The sequence below is a fragment of the Methylomonas methanica genome (genome assembly GCF_001644035.1).
Classification (GTDB): Bacteria; Pseudomonadota; Gammaproteobacteria; order Methylococcales; family Methylomonadaceae; genus Methylomonas; species Methylomonas methanica_A.
The window spans coordinates 20,200-37,439 of the sequence record NZ_LUUG01000051.1 but is presented as its reverse complement, the minus strand read 5'-3'; the positions used below and the strand labels follow the sequence as shown (position 1 = coordinate 37,439).

At 52.2% G+C, this 17,240-nt stretch carries 14 protein-coding genes; all 14 read right to left on the bottom strand.

Annotated elements, in window-relative coordinates; genetic code table 11:
- Positions 1 to 38: 38 nt before the first annotated feature.
- Positions 39 to 221 carry a hypothetical protein gene (locus A1332_RS05765; RefSeq protein ID WP_064007605.1) on the bottom strand — a complete coding sequence of 61 codons (183 nt, stop codon included), beginning with the start codon at positions 219 to 221 and terminating at the stop codon, positions 39 to 41.
- A 4-nt stretch (positions 222 to 225) separates the two neighbouring features.
- Positions 226 to 504, bottom strand: a complete 279-nt coding sequence (locus tag A1332_RS05760) for a DUF2442 domain-containing protein (protein WP_064007604.1) — start codon at positions 502 to 504, stop codon at positions 226 to 228.
- Positions 501 to 806 carry a DUF4160 domain-containing protein gene (locus A1332_RS05755; RefSeq protein WP_064007603.1) on the bottom strand — a complete coding sequence of 102 codons (306 nt, stop codon included), beginning with the start codon at positions 804 to 806 and terminating at the stop codon, positions 501 to 503. Before A1332_RS05755 ends, A1332_RS05760 begins: the two co-directional genes overlap by 4 nt.
- A gap of 126 nt (positions 807 to 932) precedes the next feature.
- Entirely contained in the window at positions 933 to 1,226 is a 294-nt protein-coding gene (locus A1332_RS05750; protein WP_064007602.1) for a hypothetical protein, read from the bottom strand.
- Between the two features lie 144 nt (positions 1,227 to 1,370).
- The gene (dnaK, locus tag A1332_RS05745) at positions 1,371 to 3,302 is read right to left on the bottom strand and encodes a molecular chaperone DnaK (RefSeq protein WP_064007601.1); all 1,932 of its coding nucleotides are present in this window, start codon (positions 3,300 to 3,302) and stop codon (positions 1,371 to 1,373) included.
- Positions 3,303 to 3,373: 71 nt separating this feature from the next.
- Complete coding sequence (gene grpE, locus A1332_RS05740) at positions 3,374 to 4,015, bottom strand: nucleotide exchange factor GrpE (protein ID WP_064007600.1); 642 nt, start codon at positions 4,013 to 4,015, stop codon at positions 3,374 to 3,376.
- A 50-nt stretch (positions 4,016 to 4,065) separates the two neighbouring features.
- Positions 4,066 to 5,106 (bottom strand): heat-inducible transcriptional repressor HrcA, encoded by a 1,041-nt coding sequence (gene hrcA, locus A1332_RS05735; RefSeq protein ID WP_064007599.1) that lies wholly within the window; start codon positions 5,104 to 5,106, stop codon positions 4,066 to 4,068.
- 555 nt (positions 5,107 to 5,661) lie between these two features.
- Positions 5,662 to 5,991 (bottom strand): glycine zipper 2TM domain-containing protein, encoded by a 330-nt coding sequence (locus A1332_RS05730; protein WP_064007598.1) that lies wholly within the window; start codon positions 5,989 to 5,991, stop codon positions 5,662 to 5,664.
- Between the two features lie 237 nt (positions 5,992 to 6,228).
- Entirely contained in the window at positions 6,229 to 8,550 is a 2,322-nt protein-coding gene (locus tag A1332_RS05725) for a TonB-dependent receptor (RefSeq protein WP_157203950.1), read from the bottom strand.
- A 228-nt stretch (positions 8,551 to 8,778) separates the two neighbouring features.
- Positions 8,779 to 12,732, bottom strand: a complete 3,954-nt coding sequence (locus A1332_RS05720; RefSeq protein ID WP_064007596.1) for a cobaltochelatase subunit CobN — start codon at positions 12,730 to 12,732, stop codon at positions 8,779 to 8,781.
- Positions 12,719 to 13,054, bottom strand: a complete 336-nt coding sequence (locus A1332_RS05715) for a DUF2149 domain-containing protein (protein WP_026147208.1) — start codon at positions 13,052 to 13,054, stop codon at positions 12,719 to 12,721. Before A1332_RS05715 ends, A1332_RS05720 begins: the two co-directional genes overlap by 14 nt.
- Positions 13,032 to 13,640 carry a MotA/TolQ/ExbB proton channel family protein gene (locus A1332_RS05710; RefSeq protein ID WP_231890219.1) on the bottom strand — a complete coding sequence of 203 codons (609 nt, stop codon included), beginning with the start codon at positions 13,638 to 13,640 and terminating at the stop codon, positions 13,032 to 13,034. The genes A1332_RS05715 and A1332_RS05710 overlap by 23 nt, the downstream gene beginning before the upstream one ends.
- A 214-nt stretch (positions 13,641 to 13,854) precedes the next feature.
- The gene (locus tag A1332_RS05705; protein WP_064007595.1) at positions 13,855 to 14,961 is read right to left on the bottom strand and encodes a HupE/UreJ family protein; all 1,107 of its coding nucleotides are present in this window, start codon (positions 14,959 to 14,961) and stop codon (positions 13,855 to 13,857) included.
- A 10-nt stretch (positions 14,962 to 14,971) separates the two neighbouring features.
- On the bottom strand, positions 14,972 to 17,191 hold the full coding sequence (locus A1332_RS05700) for a TonB-dependent receptor (RefSeq protein WP_082879551.1): 2,220 nt from the start codon (positions 17,189 to 17,191) through the stop codon (positions 14,972 to 14,974).
- Between the last annotated feature and the right edge of the window lie 49 nt (positions 17,192 to 17,240).

Below are 17,240 nucleotides of genomic sequence, written 5' to 3'. Positions count from 1 at the left end.
AATGTCTTGAGTCACTTGATGAATTTATCTATTTATTTTTACTTTCTATATTCGGCCTTTATTGGCTCGCTAAATTTTGGCGGCAATAATGCCTGTTGATCTTGCTGAAAACTCAACAACTCCCTTGCCTTGAGCGACACTATTTCGGAAGGTATCAATTCAACGATGCCGGAATCGATCTCTTCTGCTCGGCCTTCCGCCAAGTCCAACCAATTATTCATAAATCTACGCTGCCGATTCAATATAAGCACCGTGTTCCAAACGATTCATATACAAATCGATCATCGGAAAACATAATTCATAATCACCCCACACCAATTCCCCGTACTCGATACGATAATCGGAAAATTTCACAGAATCGAGGTAGGCCCGAATATCGGGATGCTTGGAACGCATCAAAAATCCCTTGAAGTCGATAATCTGCTCCTTACCATCATCAAATTTTAAGCGCAAAAGATACGAATCGATCTGCTCGGCGCTACAAATATTAACAACTTGATTCATTTCAACCTCGTACAAATGCGTTCTGGTCGAATCGATTTATGCCAAACAAAATAATCGATCCATTTTTGCACAATGTCATTGACACGAGCCGTGACGATTTCGCGGAAATACTGCATCTCACGCTCGGATAACATTTCACGACCGGAGACTGTAATATAACGAACACTATCAACTCGCCCATCTACTAGAATAATTTCGGCCTTCGCTTCCCGCCCCTGGCATTTGCCGTGAACATGAACGGGTTCGTGTTCATTGGCATAAAACATCACAATTAAACCGAAATATTCGTAGAGTTTTGGCATTGCCGGTTCTTGCCTGTATTTCTGCCGAATTCGGTTTATTCAATGTAGGATGGGCTGACGCCAGGAAGCCCATCGTTTGCAAAAGGTACGCGGTGCGTACCCTACATGACTTGGCTACATGCCTCGTTAAACAGACAGAGTGTCAAAATCAAAAGTTTCTATTTCCTTGTCAACAACAATAACAACTTGATTATTTCCAACCACCCAATTTATAGATACTTTTCTCTGCTTCAAAACAGGTATATCTTCTTGCATTTTCGAAACTATTTGATTAACAACACTGTCGTTAGGCTGTTCTTTCAAAAAGCTAGCTAACTTATCCCCGAAGCCAAAACCGCTACCAAGATAGCCATTTTCCGGAGCTTTGAGCCAATGGTTAATTTGTTCCTTGATGTCGTTCCAACCAATATCGGAATTCATTTTATTTCCCCGGAAATAGATAACTTATATGGAAATCGCTAGCAAAGATACCAAATGTGATAATACATAAGACGGAAACCGCTAGGTGTTCCGCCTTATGGAAAATTGCAAGGCGGATCAGCTATCGCAATCCGCCCTACGCTTTTACTTCTTATCGTCCTTAACTTCTTCAAATTCGGCATCGACCACATTGTGATCGTGCTCGGCTGCGGCTTCAGATGCGCCAGCAGGTCCAGCCTCAGCACCGCCTTCCGAGCCTTTTTGTGCATAAACGCGCTCGGCTAATTTGCCGGACAGCTCGGTCAAGACATGGGTTTTGGCTTCAATTGCCTCTTTATCGTCGGATTTCAGTACCGCCTGCAAGTCTTTGACCGCCGATTCGATAGCCGATTTTTCGTCGCCGCCTACTTGATCGCCCAACTCTTTCATGGACTTCTCGGTGGCGTGAATCATACCTTCCGCCGTGTTTCGCGCCGACACCAGTTCTTTCAGCTTGCGGTCTTCATCAGCATGTAATTCAGCATCTCTGACCATGCGTTCGACTTCTTCATCCGACAGACCGCTGGAGGCTTTAATCACGATGGATTGTTTCTTGCCGGTGGCTTTGTCTTTCGCCGATACGTTCAAAATACCGTTGGCATCGATATCGAACGATACTTCGATTTGCGGAATGCCGCGCGGTGCCGGCGGAATGTCTTGCAAGTCGAAACGACCCAAGGATTTATTGCCAGCAGCCACTTCCCGTTCACCTTGCAACACATGCACGGTGACTGCGGTTTGGTTATCGTCCGCAGTCGAGAAGGTTTGTGAAGCATTAGTTGGAATCGTCGTGTTTTTCTCGATCAACTTGGTCATTACGCCGCCCAGGGTTTCGATACCCAAAGACAGCGGAGTCACGTCCAGCAGCAGCACGTCTTTAACGTCGCCGCCCAATACGCCGGCTTGAATCGCCGCACCCAACGCTACCGCTTCGTCGGGGTTAACGTCTTTGCGTGGCTCTTTGCCGAACAATTCTTTCACGAACGCTTGCACTTTCGGCATCCGGGTTTGACCGCCAACCAAGATCACGTCGTTGATTTTAGACGTCGAAATACCAGCATCTTTAATCGCTTGCAAGCAAGGGCCTTTGGTTCTTTCTATCAGCTCATCAACCAGCGACTCCAGTTTGGCGCGAGTCAATTTGACATTTAAATGTTTCGGGCCTGACGCATCGGCGGTGATGTAAGGCAGGTTGATGTCGGTTTGCTCGGCAGATGACAACTCAATTTTGGCTTTTTCCGCCGCTTCTTTCAGACGTTGCAGCGCTAATGGATCGTTGTGCAGATCGATGCCGCTGTCTTTTTTAAATTCGCCAGCCAGAAAATCGATGATACGCAAGTCAAAGTCTTCACCACCCAGGAATGTATCGCCGTTGGTGGCTAATACTTCGAATTGGTGCTCACCTTCGATTTCAGCGATTTCGATGATGGAAATATCAAAGGTACCGCCACCCAGGTCATAAACCGCGATGGTGGTGTCGCCTTTCGGTTTGTCCATGCCAAACGCCAACGCGGCGGCGGTCGGCTCGTTGATGATCCGTTTCACGTCCAGACCGGCAATTCGGCCGGCATCTTTGGTGGCTTGACGTTGCGAGTCATTGAAGTAAGCCGGCACGGTGATAACCGCTTCGGTCACTTCTTCGCCCAAGAATGCTTCGGCGTCTTTTTTCAACTTCATCAACACACGCGAAGACACTTCCGGTGGCGCCATTTTTTTGCCGTGGCATTCCACCCAAGCGTCACCGTTGTTGGCTTCCATAATTTTATAAGGCACCATTTTGATGTCTTTTTGTACCGCGTCTTCTTTAAAGCGACGACCGATCAAACGTTTGATCGCGAACAACGTATTTTCAGGGTTGGTCACCGCCTGACGTTTGGCGGACTGACCGACCAATACTTCGTTGTCGCCGGTGAAGGCGATGATGGAAGGCGTGGTGCGCGCGCCTTCGCTGTTTTCGATAACCCGCGCGGTGCCGTTTTCCAGTACTGCGACGCAGGAGTTAGTGGTTCCTAAATCGATGCCGATCATTTTGCCCATTGATATTCTCCAGACTTGAATTGGTAATAAATTAAAAAGTTGTTAGCGATATGCGGTTGATCGTATTAATTTCAAGCCTGCTCATCGATTTTTGCGCTATCGGCCGGTTTGTCGTCGGCTTTGGCCACCACCACCATGGCAGGACGCAGCAAACGGCCGTTCAATACATAGCCTTTTTGGAAGACATTTAATACCGTATTGGGTTGGGCCGTGGCGCTAGGCTGCATCACCATGGCCTGGTGCAATTCCGGGTTGAATACTTGACCGATGGGGTCGACGGTTTCGATATTAAACTTGGCAAATACCGACTCAAATTGTTTGATGGTCAATTCGCTGCCTTCGCGCAATTTTACTATTTCCGGGCTATCGCCGGTTGCCGCTTGCAGGCCCAATTCCAGGCTATCCAGAACACTCAGCAATTCTTTCGCAAATTTCGCCAGACCGTATTTGCGTTCGTCGTCCAAGTCTTTTTGCACACGTTTTTTTAAATTTTCCATCTCAGCCATGGTGCGGATGGCTTTATCCAGATTGGCGGCAGCCTGTTGTTGGGCTTGTTCCAATTGTTCCTGCAAGGCTTCCACAGTGACTGCGGCGCCAGCGCCAGACGCTTCGTTAGCTTGTTCTTCGGCGTCTATTGGCTTGGTTTGTTCCAAGACTTCGGCGATCAAATCGCTATCCGATTGTGGTTCGTGGCTAGATTGCTGATGACTCATTACTTACTCCATGGTTCTAAATTCTTAGGTTGGCCTAACGATAGGGCCATTTATTTGGGATTCAAGGCCGCGCCCAATAATTTTGCCGTCACATCCACGAACGGAATGACTTTTTCGTAGGCCATGCGGGTCGGTCCTATTACACCCAACACGCCAACCACTTCGTCATTCACCGAATAAGGCGCCGTCACCAGGCTACAATGATCGAATGCGCTATAGCCGGATTCTTCACCGATAAATATCTGCACGCCTTCGGCCTGTATACACTGATCCAATAAATGAATCACACCGCGCTTTTGGCTAAAAGCCTCGAACAGTTGTTTAAGACGCTCCATATCCGACAACTCGGAAAAGCCCATTAAATTCGTTTCGCCGCTCAACACATAATCGTCGTTGGGTTGCTCGGTGAAGGTAAGCTGCGCCATGTTCACCGCGTCTATCATGCCTTGGTTGACCCGGCGCTGATCCTGCTCCATTTCCTGCACAATTAGATCGCGAATTTTCGCCAGGCTACGACCGGAGTAAACCGAATTCAAATAGTTGGCAGCCTGCTGTAATTCGGCGGGGCTAAACTGCTTGTGGGTGTGGATAATTTTGTTATGCACTTCTTGGTCGTCGGTGACGAAAATCACCAACACCCGCGTATTGGACATAGGCAGGAATTCGATGTGCCGCAATGTCACGCTTTCCCTGCGCGGCAAAGTCACCACACCGGCCATCCGCGTCACGTCCGACAGCAATTTAGAGGCCTTGCTCAACACGTCGCTGGCTTTATCCGCCTCGCCTTTCAAGCCATGTTGCAGTTGATCCAACTCGCTGGATGCCAAAGGCTTGACCGTTAACAAACTGTCGACGAACAAACGGTAGCCACTCACCGTTGGCACTCGGCCAGCGGAGGTGTGTGGGGAATGGATCAAGCCCATTTCTTCCAGATCCGCCATCACATTGCGAATACTGGCAGGACTAAGCTTTAGTTGCGGATCTTTAGACAACAATCGCGAACCAACAGGTTGGCCGTCCTGGATATAACGTTCAACCAAGGTTTTTAATAAATACAGCGATCTTTCGTTTAAATCTTGTCCGCCAGCCACGTCATCCCCCAAATTCCGTTAGCACTCGATATTGGTGAGTGCCAGACAGCAAAGCTATCAGCTGGGTCCAGCATTGTCAACGGCTTGAGCAGGTAATCAATAAACTAAGCTCTACCAGCACATTCAAGGTCTAGCGCCGAACCTCCGGAAAATCTGTTTCATCAAGAACTGATCGACGGGCAGCTTTTTTTCGGATCTACAATTTTTTAGATCCATCTTCGATATAGTCGAAAAATGGGCAATAAAAAACCCTGCAAGTCTTGCGACTTGCAGGGTTCTGATCGATCCAGCGTTTAGTTATCCGGACTGTATAACAGGAACGCAAATTGACAATATACTGCTACTGTCAGTGATCTCAAGCCCCCATTTGGGAGAAAGACAACACATAGTAGCTATAGTAAACAACGACAAAAAACAACAATACATTCAACAACTTTTCCACTCTACTGTATTGCTCTTGTTGATATTTTTTACCATTTTTTATTCTCATTTTGTCCTCCTGTCGCATGAGCTATCCAAAAATTCAGAGCACGTTAATATATTGGCTGTCATTATTTAACGGCTCATACCATTGCCGATCCAAGCGCCCGCGGCGGCACCGATTCCGGCTCCCAACGGATCGCCCTTACTCATCTCGTAACCCGCCACACTGCCTAACGCGCCACCTACCAAGCCCTGAGTGGATCGTTGGTCGTAACTGTTGTAACGCGGCGCGGGCGGTGGCGCAGGGACATATTGCACAACCCGCCCCGGCACATACACCCGCTCAACCTCGACATGACGATCATGGTGGTGATGTTTGTGATGCCCGCGCCCGTGTCCATCAGCCATGGCTAACGGCGAAACCAGCAGACCAATTGCAACAATACTTGTCACTCTGAACATAAAAACACCTTCTGTAGAGATTAATTCATCTTATGGATCGATTTTAGAAGGCAATGTTTAAGCCTTGATTAGGAACAGATTAAGAACAGATGAAGATGACAAAACCAACGCTTACATCGCCAATTTTTGTGAACTGTGCACGCTAGGCAAGCACTCGAGTCGCTAATAGCCTTGCTTCCGAATATTCAGCAGCTTGCGAATATTCGGAAACTGACAATCAATAAAGCAATAGCGCCCCTAAAAGCTGTAAGAAATTTCCCCATAAACGGTGCGGCCGGCTTGTTGGTAAAACACGGAATATTCCCGGTCCAACAAGTTGTTTACTGAAAACGACAGATCGATATTTTTGGTCGCTTGATAAGCGATACGCGTATCGACCAGGAAATAGGGATCGTAGCTGCCGGGCCGGCCAGTCAGCGAGTCGGCGTTTAAATCGTTAAATGTCGGCTGGCTGACATAACGACCGATAATGCCGCCCGCCCATTTATCGTATTTAATGTCCAAACCGCCGCTGAACATAGTCTGCGGCAGTTGTTGCATCTGCTTACCCACGATAGCCGGATTTGCAGTATTTTCGGTAATAATCGAATCGTTCAGGGTGTACGTGCCATTAAAATGTAACCAGTCCCAATACAAACGCTGCCTGAGTTTTACTTCAACCCCTTCAACTTCGGCTTTGCCGGCATTCTGTTTTTCAGCCAAGATTTGGTTGTTTAAACTGGTCCCAACGGTTCGATTGTAGATAAGGTCCGATATGTAGTGATGAAAATAACTGGCCGCGATAGTCGTTCCCGCAAACGGATTGGCCTCGCCGCCCACTTCCCACGAATACATTTTTTCAGGTTCCAGATTGGCATTCGGCTCGGTGATAGTCGCAGAGGATATGGTGCTGCCATAAAGTTCGAAGTTAGTGGGCGGCCGAAACGCCCAGCCGGTTGACGCGAATAATTTATATCCATCGGCAGGAAGCCAAGTCAAACTGAATTTGGGGTTAAATTGGCCAATCGAATGCTCTGGATAGCTACGATTGAATGCCGGCGACGCATTCATGTTCGAGCCCGACGTCGACCAATCGTCGTAACGAACCCCCAAATGAGCAATCAGATTTTTCCTCAACCACAATTCGTCCTGCAGATAGGCCGAATAAATACTGGATTCGCCTTTGCTCAATGCCGTCAAACTTGTGGTGCTATCGGCATTTCGCCAGTTACCGAGATTATATCGGGACTGTCCTTCCAAAGTAGTTTGACTGGAACCAAAGCCTACGGTGACAAAGTTTCTTTCCTCCCATAAAAACGGGAAACGTAAGGAGACATTGCCGTCGATGCGGTTACTGGGAGTCAGCGTTATAGTCCCGGCTCCACCATTTAGCGTAGCGGACGTACCTGGACTTGTGGCGGATGTTTCGGTTTGCATATATTGAAAATCGACATTTAACTTTATATCGTTGCCAAAATCGTGTTTCAGATGAGCAAAATAGCGCCGGGTGTCTTCGATGCCTGGCAGAAAATGCATAAACGAGTTTTCGCTTACCGCGTAGCGTCTGCCGCCAATATTGAGGTTGCTACTGCCACTGCCGATGCTGATAGGCGTGCCGTCGAGTCTGGTCAGATAATTGTTAAAGCTGCCGCTATCGTTAGTCTCGCCTCTGCTCCACCCCATGCCGCCGTCGATTTGGGTCTGCGGACTTAAATCGTAGTAAAGGTGTAATGACGCGTTGTTTTGCTCCCACGGACGCCGGCCCTTATCGCCGACAATGAATTGCGGTGTGCCAGAATTGCTGGTGGTTGGAACGGCGCCGGCGACGGGTATCGAGCCGCCTGTTAAAGCGGCGCCACCTCTGCTCACAGTCACATAGTCGGATACAGCCCAGTTATCACTCTCCATATGATTGAACGTCAAAGAAATGCCTAAGCCATTTGCAAAGCGGTCGCGGTAGCGCCCCTTGATGCCCCATTGATCGACAGCTGCTCCGCCCGCACCAACAGTTAATCGGCCTTCTCGCTTTGTCGGGACTTTGGAAATGACGTTGACCACACCGCCCATCGCGCCGCTACCGTACAGCGCGGAAAATGGACCAGGCACATATTCCACCTGCTGCGCATCATCCATATTCAGGATATTCCAATCGACATTGCCGTTATTGGGCGTATTCACCGGCAAACCATCCATCAGATACAGCGAGCGGTTGGTACCGCCGATACCATGAAAACTGGAAAAACTGGTACTGGACCCCGGAAAGTGCGTGCCATGGGCGCCACCACGCAAATAGATACCGGGAATGTCTTTTAATGCATCGCCCAATCTTTGCACCAGCCGGTTTTCGGTGTTTTCGGTGTTGATGACACTGACATTGGCTGGGGCCATGGCCGTGCTCATTTCCGAGCGGGTAGCGGTAACGACCGTAGTACCCAGCATGTCGTCCTTACTGGCCAGGTTGTCGGGTTTTGCGGGTTCGGTTTGCCCCGCGGCAGTTTGGTCACTGTCTTCCGCCAGGATTTGATTGCTGTAGACCAGATTGCTTAAGGCCAACAGCGTTATTACGTGTAATCGAGACAAAGTCACTTCCTCCTGTAATCCACCGTTAAACAAAACGGCGCTTCATGGTTATGTTGGATTAATTTTTAATTCTTCTTACATCAAGAACAGACCGCCTCCATGTATTTCGTCTATCGAGGCGACGCGCTAAAACCCCGTCGCCCCCGCAAAAGCGGGGATCCAGACTTCAGGTTTTCCTGGATTCCCGCCTGCGCGGGAACGACGAAGTCAGGACCTTTCGCGCAGCCCTTAGTTTTTTTGCTTGCGCTGCTCCCAACTGCCGCGCAGATAACCCGCAACAAACAACAGCAAGATCGCGAAGCCCAACCACCAACTTTGCGCCGAGCTCAGAGCTGGCTGCTGTTCGGCGTTTTCGCTAGCAGTTTTCTTCTCTTCCATCTCATAGCCTTCCAATGGCTTGGCAGCGTCCGGCGCGGTTTGCGCTTGAGACTGCGCAGGCGGGTGTTGAGCTTGCTGCTGGGTTTGAGTCGGCTGTGGTTGCGGTTGAGCTGCCGCGGGTGCCGGCGGTTGAGCTTGCACCCCCGGTGCCACCGATTTTGCTGCCTTGGCCGCGTCCTGCTGCTCGGCAACTTGGGTGATTTCCGGGCTGCTGCAAGTGTCCTTGTTACAGGCCACGCCGACCTTGGCGATCACTTCCCGGTTAACCTGTTCCAGCTTGGCTTTCACCGCCGGGTCGGCTTGCCAGTATCCCTTGTTGATCGCCACCAGCATCCGATCCACCATCGCCTGATAAGCCAACAGGTTGTCGGCTTGCTCGAATTTCTTTTGGATATCCAGCTGGTATTTATCTTCAACATAGGTTTCATATAGCGCTTGCCATTTCTCGGCGCCGACCGCTTCCGGCACCGTCACCTGCCAACCCCACAAGTTTTCCGCCACCATATTGATGAAGCGGGCGCCGGCATAACCTTCCTTCAACATCGATTCGATCCATTTCGGGTTCAGGTAACGGCTCTGCATCTCCCGGCCCTGGTAGCGTTCCAAACTCATGGTCTTGGCGGCGGTCGGGTCGGCCAGATCGGCGACCAGCACTTCCGGCGTCTTGCCGTTGATCTGCCTTGCCGCCATCGCGGTACCGCCCAGATATTGGAAGAAATCGTCGCCGTCTAACGTCGCGTAGACGTTGCTGGAGCGGCTATGGATCACCGCGTCGGTGTCTTTCAAAGACAATTTGAACAAATCTACCGCCAGCGCCGCATCCTTGCTGGCCGCCTCGCCCCAATGCCCACGTCCGTAAACGTGATGCATGCGGTTGAAGAACACGTCGGCTAGTTGCTTTTCGTCAGTCCAGGTATTGGATAGCGGAATCGCCCGGTCCAGATTGGTGCCGTAAGCGCCGGACGGTACGCTGAACAAACGGGCCGAGGCCATATCCAGCGCTTCCCCGGCTGTCAAACCGCGTTTCATCAGTTCGGCCTGGGTTTCCTTGATATGCCTGCGCAACGGATTATCCGCCTCGTCTTGTTCCTGCGCCTTGGTTTCGGCCTGATCGAGCAGTTTGATCACCGACGCGAACAAGTCGCGGTATAAACCGGACGGAATAATCGTGACGTCGACGCGCGGCCGTCCCAACGTGTCACGGGCGATCACGTCCACCCCCTGAGTGCGGCCGCGCTCATCCCAATGCGGTTTGACGCCGAGCAGATGCATGATCTCGGCTTCCATCACCCCTTCGTGGCGCGAGCTTTCCACACCCCAAAGATTGAACACCAAGCGCTCCGGATAATGGCCGTGCTGCTTTTTGAAGTCGGCGACCACTTGCTCGGCCAACCGAGCGCCTTCGTTGTAAACCGCTTCGCTGGGTATCCGTGAGGGATCGAAACCGTACAAATCCTTGCCGGTCGGCAACGCGTCTGGATTACGCAGCGGATCGCCGCCGCTGCCGGCCGGAATGTAGCGGCCGGCCAGCGCTTCGATCAGTGCATTCATTTCCGCATTGGCACTATCGGCGATCAGCTTGGCGGTGGCTTGGACTTTTTGTTTCAACGCTTCGCCTTTCAGCTTGGTATCGCGGGCGAGGATGGCTTCGGCGAAACGCAATCTAGCCGTTTCATCCGGCGCCTTGCCGAAGGTATGCAAACCCATAGGCACCTTTTTCTCGCGGATTTCCTTCAGGTAATGCTCCAGTTCTTCCAACTGATCGGCTGTTTCAGCCCGTTGCATTTTCAGGTCTTTCAACAGGCCTGCCTTGCCGGCAATCTGGTTGATTTCATCCAGCCTGATTTTCGCCAGTTGCTCGCTTTTCTGTGCGGCGACGTTGTAGTCGTCCAGCAGGCCGGCCAGTTTGGCCAGTTCCGGATTCAGATCGGCTTTGTCGAGCGGCGGTGTCATGTGGGAAATAATCGTCGCCATCGCCCGGCGCTTGGCCTGCAAGGCTTCGCCGACGTCGTCCATGATGTAGGGGTAAATCTGCGGTACGTCGGCCATCAGAATCTCGCCGGGATCAGCGGCGGTGAAGCCGACTTCCTTACCGGACAGCCATTCATGGGTGGCATGCGTGCCCAAGTGAATCATCGCGTCGGCGTGGTAGCCTTTTTGCAGCCATAGATAGAACGCCACATATTGATGGTGCGGCGGCATGGTCACGTCGTGATACAGCTTTTTGACGTCCTGCTCCCAGCCGCGCGACGGTTGCGGCGCCAGCAACAGATTGCCGTATTGCAAGGCCGGCAGGATCAAAAAGCGCTGGCCTTTGCCGTCGCTCCAGGCGCCGATTTTGCTGTCTTCCGGCTTGCCCCAGGCTTTCAGCATCGCGGCTTTAAAGGTCTCAGGCAGTGCGTCGAACCACTTTTGGTAATCGGCTATCGGCAACAACACCGCGCGGCCGCTGGCGGCGGCTTCGGCAATCGCACCCGGCTCCCAGTTGCCCAGGTTGATACCGTGGTTTTTCACGGTGGCTTTCAAGGCCTCACCATCCGTCGGCGCTTCGCCCAATCGATACCCTTCCTTGCGCATCCGCTCCATGATCAGCAGCAACGATTCCGGTAACACATTCAGATACGAGGCGCCGATGTTTTCCTTGCCGGGCGGGTAGTTGTAGTACATCAAGGCGACTTTCTTCTCGGCATTGCTGGTGCGGCGCAATTTCGCCCAGTTGTCCAGGCGGTCGGCGTAACGTTCGATGCGTTCCGGGATCGGCACTTCGCGGACGAAATCCTGACCGGTAGCCTGGTCGTGCACGCTTTCCTTACTGGCCACAACGGTCGGGGCGATTTCGCCGGCGAATTCCGGCAAAGCCACTTGCCAAGCCCGCTCCATCACATCCAGGCCGGTCGCCGAATCGGTCCATTGCACTTGGCTTTGGCTGTTCAAGGCAATGCCGTTCAACACCGGCACGCCAAGCCGATTCAAAGTCGGTACGGTTTTATCCGGGCTGGCACCGATTTTCAAGGCCAGCGCTGCAATGGCTTCGACCCGAGATTTGCCGTTGCGATCGATTAGCATTTTTTCCAGGGTTTTGTCGTAGGGATAGCCGAACGCCGGTAGCACGTTATAACCCTTGGCTTCCAATTTTTCTGCCAAGACTTTCACGGTGTCGGTCTGACCTGACAAAGCCGAGGAACGGTAGAACAAAATCGCGACCCAAGGCTGGCCTGGCTTATAGCCGGCGTAAGCTTTTTGATAGCTGTCGAAATCGGCGAACAACTGCTTGCTGCGCACGTCAAAGGCGCCGATTTCCGGTTGGGCTTGCGGTGGAGCAATCTGAGCCTGGATGTTTTTATACTTGGCGACGGCCAGCCGGATCATGTTGGCGGCATTGTCGGAGCCGCCGGCCGACATATAGGCTTGCAGATCTTTATCCAGTTGTAATCCGTAGTCGGCAAAATCGGCGTCGTAACTCAAACCCACCGCATACAACTTGCCGCCGCGCGCGGCGATCTGTTTGAACATCTCGCCGCCCTCGCGCAAGATGCCTCGGCCGGTGATTTGCGCCAGCACCAGATGGGATGTTTGCAATGCTGCGTTATCGGCTTGTGCCAGCTTGGAGCTGGAATACACCCGAATTGCCACGTCTTTTAACAGCGGGTCGTTTTGCAGTATGGCGGTGGCTTCGACGGCGGTTTGCGAATCCAGGTCGCCGAGGATCAGGCTCAGGTTTATCGGCGTTTCGGCCGCCACCAAACCGGTCGCCAACCACAGCAACGGGACCAGCAGCCAGGTCCAATATTTATTCCGGCACATAAACTACCTTGCCGTCGTTCAAGCGATAGGCGGTCCCCAAGCGCTCGCCGGAACCGCTGAGTTTGCGGTCGGTGACTTTGGATACCTTGATCTGCGAACCCTTCTTACTGACGATCTCCATCGTGCCATCGGCGTTCTCCTTGGTCATCGTCACCGTCGATTCGGGGTTCATAAGGTCCAGCATGTTGTAGGCCATGAACAAGGCCACCATCATGCTGACGATGAACACCACGCTGGCGTCGAACAGGTTAGCGACGCCGGCGATCGGATCTTCCAACGGCTCGCTATTGCGATGCAGACTAGAGCGTCTCAGATAGCGCATGGCCGTCCTCCTCGATAGCCAAGTCTTGCACGTCCAATACCCGGCTGGCGGCCAGTTCGGCCTGATGGCGCATCGCGGCAAAATCAGCGCGTAGCCATTGCTCGCGCACCAATGCCACAAGATAGGTAATCACGCCGCAACCCAGGCCGGTCACGGTGGCGGTAAACGCGGTGACCATGCTGCCGGCCATACTCGGGATATTGCCTTGCGCCAATGCGGCCAGAGAAATACCCATCGGAATTAAAGTACCCATCAGACCAAGCGCCGGGCCGAGCTTGATCACAAAGCGCACCTGATCCAGCTTGATCAATTGCCGATGCTCATGGGTTTGCAGCAACAGTTCCAGTTCCACGTCCAGCGGCGCGGCGTTGGCGCGTTGCTGGCGACCCAGCGCGACGGCCAGATCGAGATTGAACAGGCGCACGGTGCGCGAGCCGGCCCTGCGCCGCTCCAACCACTCCTGCGCCAGACGGCCGCAGGTGTATACCGAATAGGCAGCCAACAAGGTAACGATCAGCAATACCGGCAGGTATAGCGATGACGAGATCATGTACAAAATTCGTTCTAGCATATTGGTGAGTTCCACGGCCTTCCTCCTCTATAAAATTGTTATTGTTTTATTAAAAAATCTTTGTATCTCAATCTCTTATCTGAAAACCAATTACCGCTTTACCGAAACGACAGGCAATAGCAATCCGTGGCTCGCATGAACCATTTTTTTCGGATAAGGATTAATCCGGCCAGTGTGGGCCGGGCTTACGGGGTTATGGCGGGTCAACAGACCCGCTGTTCGGTTGTACTTACAGCATAGTCCGCTCCACCAACCAGAATGCACCCATCAGGCTGACCGCAATCGAGCCGGCCTTTAGAAATTTCTCAGCAGTCTCGACTTTATTGTTCAGCCACCAGATCATTGGCAACACGATAGAGGCGACGGCAATTTGTCCGGTTTCTATGCCTAAATTGAACGACAACAAAGGCAGCAGAATGCCGGTATCGCCGGAGCTAATATCCATTTCCTGCAACACCCCGGCAAAACCAAAACCATGAATCAAACCAAACCCGAAAGTCAGCCAATGCCGGCCCTTGGGATGGTCGCCACGGATGATGTTTTCCACACCCACGTAGATAATTGTCGCGGCGATAAACGGCTCAACAAAACTACTGGGTAGTTCGATCAAGTTAAGTCCCGCGCAGGCCAAGGTGATGGAATGGGCTATCGTGAAAAACGTGATGATCTTTAGAGCCGGCCAGAAGCTGTGGGTGACCGCCAGCAGCGCAAATAAAAACAACAGGTGATCGTATCCGGTGACGATATGCTCGATGCCCAGTTTAAAAAAATCGCCAAACGCCGCGAACGGAGCTTGGGGGGACTCCGCTGCCGCGGCGTTGGCGATTGGTAAACTGAGTTGATCGTCGTGTTTGCCCAGCATTTTCTCGGTAAGCGCTTTGCCGTTGGCATCTCTGACCGTCAAATACTGTTGGTGGCCGTCGGGCAGCAAAGCCAAAAACTTCGACTGCACTAACAAGGCGTTTTGCGGCGCTGCCGCATAGTGCAGTTCCACGCGCGCATTATTTTGATCGTCGAAACTGACTTGCCCAGGTTCGCTAGGCAAAACATCCCGGCTATCGATGTTTACGCGCAATTGCGCGGCCAGTAGTTTGGCAATAGTGGGCTTGGCGGCTTCGCGCTCGGCGTCGGTCACCTCCGCGTCCAAATCACTATCCATCGGCGCAAAGGCCTCGATGTCTTGCAAGGCAAAGGTCACCTTGGCGTCGATTTGCGCAGGTTTAATAGTCATATCCAACGAGCTCAGGCCCGGTGGATGGGCATATACCCAGGTTGTTTGCAACATCAACCACACTGCAAGCAGGCCGATAGCGCCATGGCTTAAACCATATCTCATCAGGCTATCCTTAAAAATTGACGGTGATGGTGCCGCGCACCATGCGCGGTTCTACCGGATGTTTCATAAGGCCGGCCCCGGCGACGCCGTTCGGATAGTTGTATTCGTAGTTGTAGGCAATATCGTTGCTTTGCGAACCCAGGATATTGAAGATGTCGATCTCGAATTTGTATTGCTTTTGCTTGTAGCCCGCTCCCAGGTTAACGATGTTGGTGTCGCCGGCCCAAACCGCGCCGGATTCATCCAACGGTACGCTGCCGAAATGCCGAAAACGCAGGGTACCGAATAAGCCGTTGGGCGCTTCGATAAGTGCACCGGCACTAATTACCCGGCCGACTGAATTAGGGATAAATTTATTGGTGGCACCGTCAGGGGCTTTGTTGAATTGCGCGGTCGTCAACGCATAGTCGGCGTCCAGCGTCAGCCATTCGGTGGGTTTGTAGTAGTTGGTAAACTCGATACCGTAACGTTGCGATTTACCGTTGACTTCGGTAGTACCGGCATCGCCGACGAACACCAATTCTTCGCTGGATTGCAGCCACCACAAGGCAAAGGTACTGTTCAAACCGGGGATGATATTCGTGCGGGCTCCAACTTCACCGCCTCGCGACCACGCGGCCGGACGAATCCGTGGGCTGACCGCATTGCCGTCAGGATCCAGATCGGTGCCGGTCACCGGATGCACTTGCAACGTGGTGCCGCGGGCATCGTTGGAATGGTAGCCGTAACCGATATTCGCGAAATATTCGGTGTTGTACCAGGGACCGACCACCAAACTCAGCTTCGGACTGATCATGGCCTTGCCGCGACTGCCGGAGTTGGCCGCATTGGTCTCGGCCGTGCCGCTACCGCTGGACAACACTTCGACATTATTGTTGATAAAGTCACCGCGCAAACCGGCGATCGTGCGAACTTTATCGTGCCAATGCGTGGTGTTTTTGAAATAGGTGCCCACGGTGGTCACGCCGACATTGCTCTTGCTGACAGTGTTGACGATTTGCCGAGCTTCGGTTTCGTACAACCCTAAATCCATGATCTGGTCGTTACGAAATTGCAGGCCGATGCTGTTGTCCATTTCAAAACCGAACAGCTTGTTGTAGCGGGTATGCTCGAAATGACCGCCGGTTTGTACTCGGCGCTCGGTTTGCAAAATCTGGTCGCCACCGGCGCCGCGGGTAAAGCCGCTGAAGTTGGAAAACAAATTCAAGTCGGTATAAACCGCGTAAATATTGGCGTCGTTTTTCCAGTTATCGCCCTGGTTCCAAAAGCTGCCGGACACGCTATAACGATTGGTCTCGCCGCCATCGGTGGGGTCCATGCTGCCGTACAAACCAATGTCGCGATTATCAATGGACGCCTGCGGAATCTGATTGGTAGCGGTCCAGCTGTTGGTATAGGCCTTGCCGTTGATAGCCATGCCCCAGTCGCCGCGGTCCAGCGTGTAGCGTAGCTGGCCGTTGAATTTCTTCGAATCTTCCGGCACTTCCCAGACGCCGTCGTACAAATTGAATTCGCCGGCATACAGCAAATCGCCGTCGCCAACTTTGCTGGAATTGGCCACCAGTGTCCGGTAATAATCGAAGGAACCGGCGGTAAATTTGGCGATACCTTGATCCAGTTTATCGATGCTGAACATTTTGGCGTAACCCGCTGCCGAGAAGTCGCCGACTTCCGCGTAATACGGCCCTTTACCAAACTCAACCTTTTTCACTAGCTCGGGAATGATGCTGTTGATGTCCATGTAACCCTGGCCATGAGCATGGGTGGTCATGTTCATCGGGATGCCGTCCACATAGGTGGTGAAATCGGTGCCGTGATCCAGGTTAAAGCCGCGTAGAAAGTATTGATTGGCTTTGCCGGACCCGCTGTGCTGGGTGGCAACGGCACCCGGAATCACTTCCACCAGTTCGCCATTGCGGGATAGCGGACGATTTTCGAATTGCTTTTGGCTGACTTCGCCTTGCGAGGCCGAGCCGGCAATGCCGATCAGGTTTTTGCCGCGGCCGTCTTCTTCCACTTCCACCGCGCCCAGTTCTTCGGTTTTTTCGGCCTTAGCCATAGCCTTGGCTTTGGCCGGTTTTTCGGTGGTATCGGCAGCTTCGGACTGGGCCTGTTGTTCTGACTGCTCCGTGCCGGGTGCCGCCTGGAGGGTCGTGCAGCTTAGACCCAAAATGATTTCCAGGGCGACAATCAAAGGTTTCTTTTTCATCATTGCGGTATACGGATTCATTTCAGCTCCTTTACTGACCGTTAACAGGTGTTAGCGCATAAAAGATATG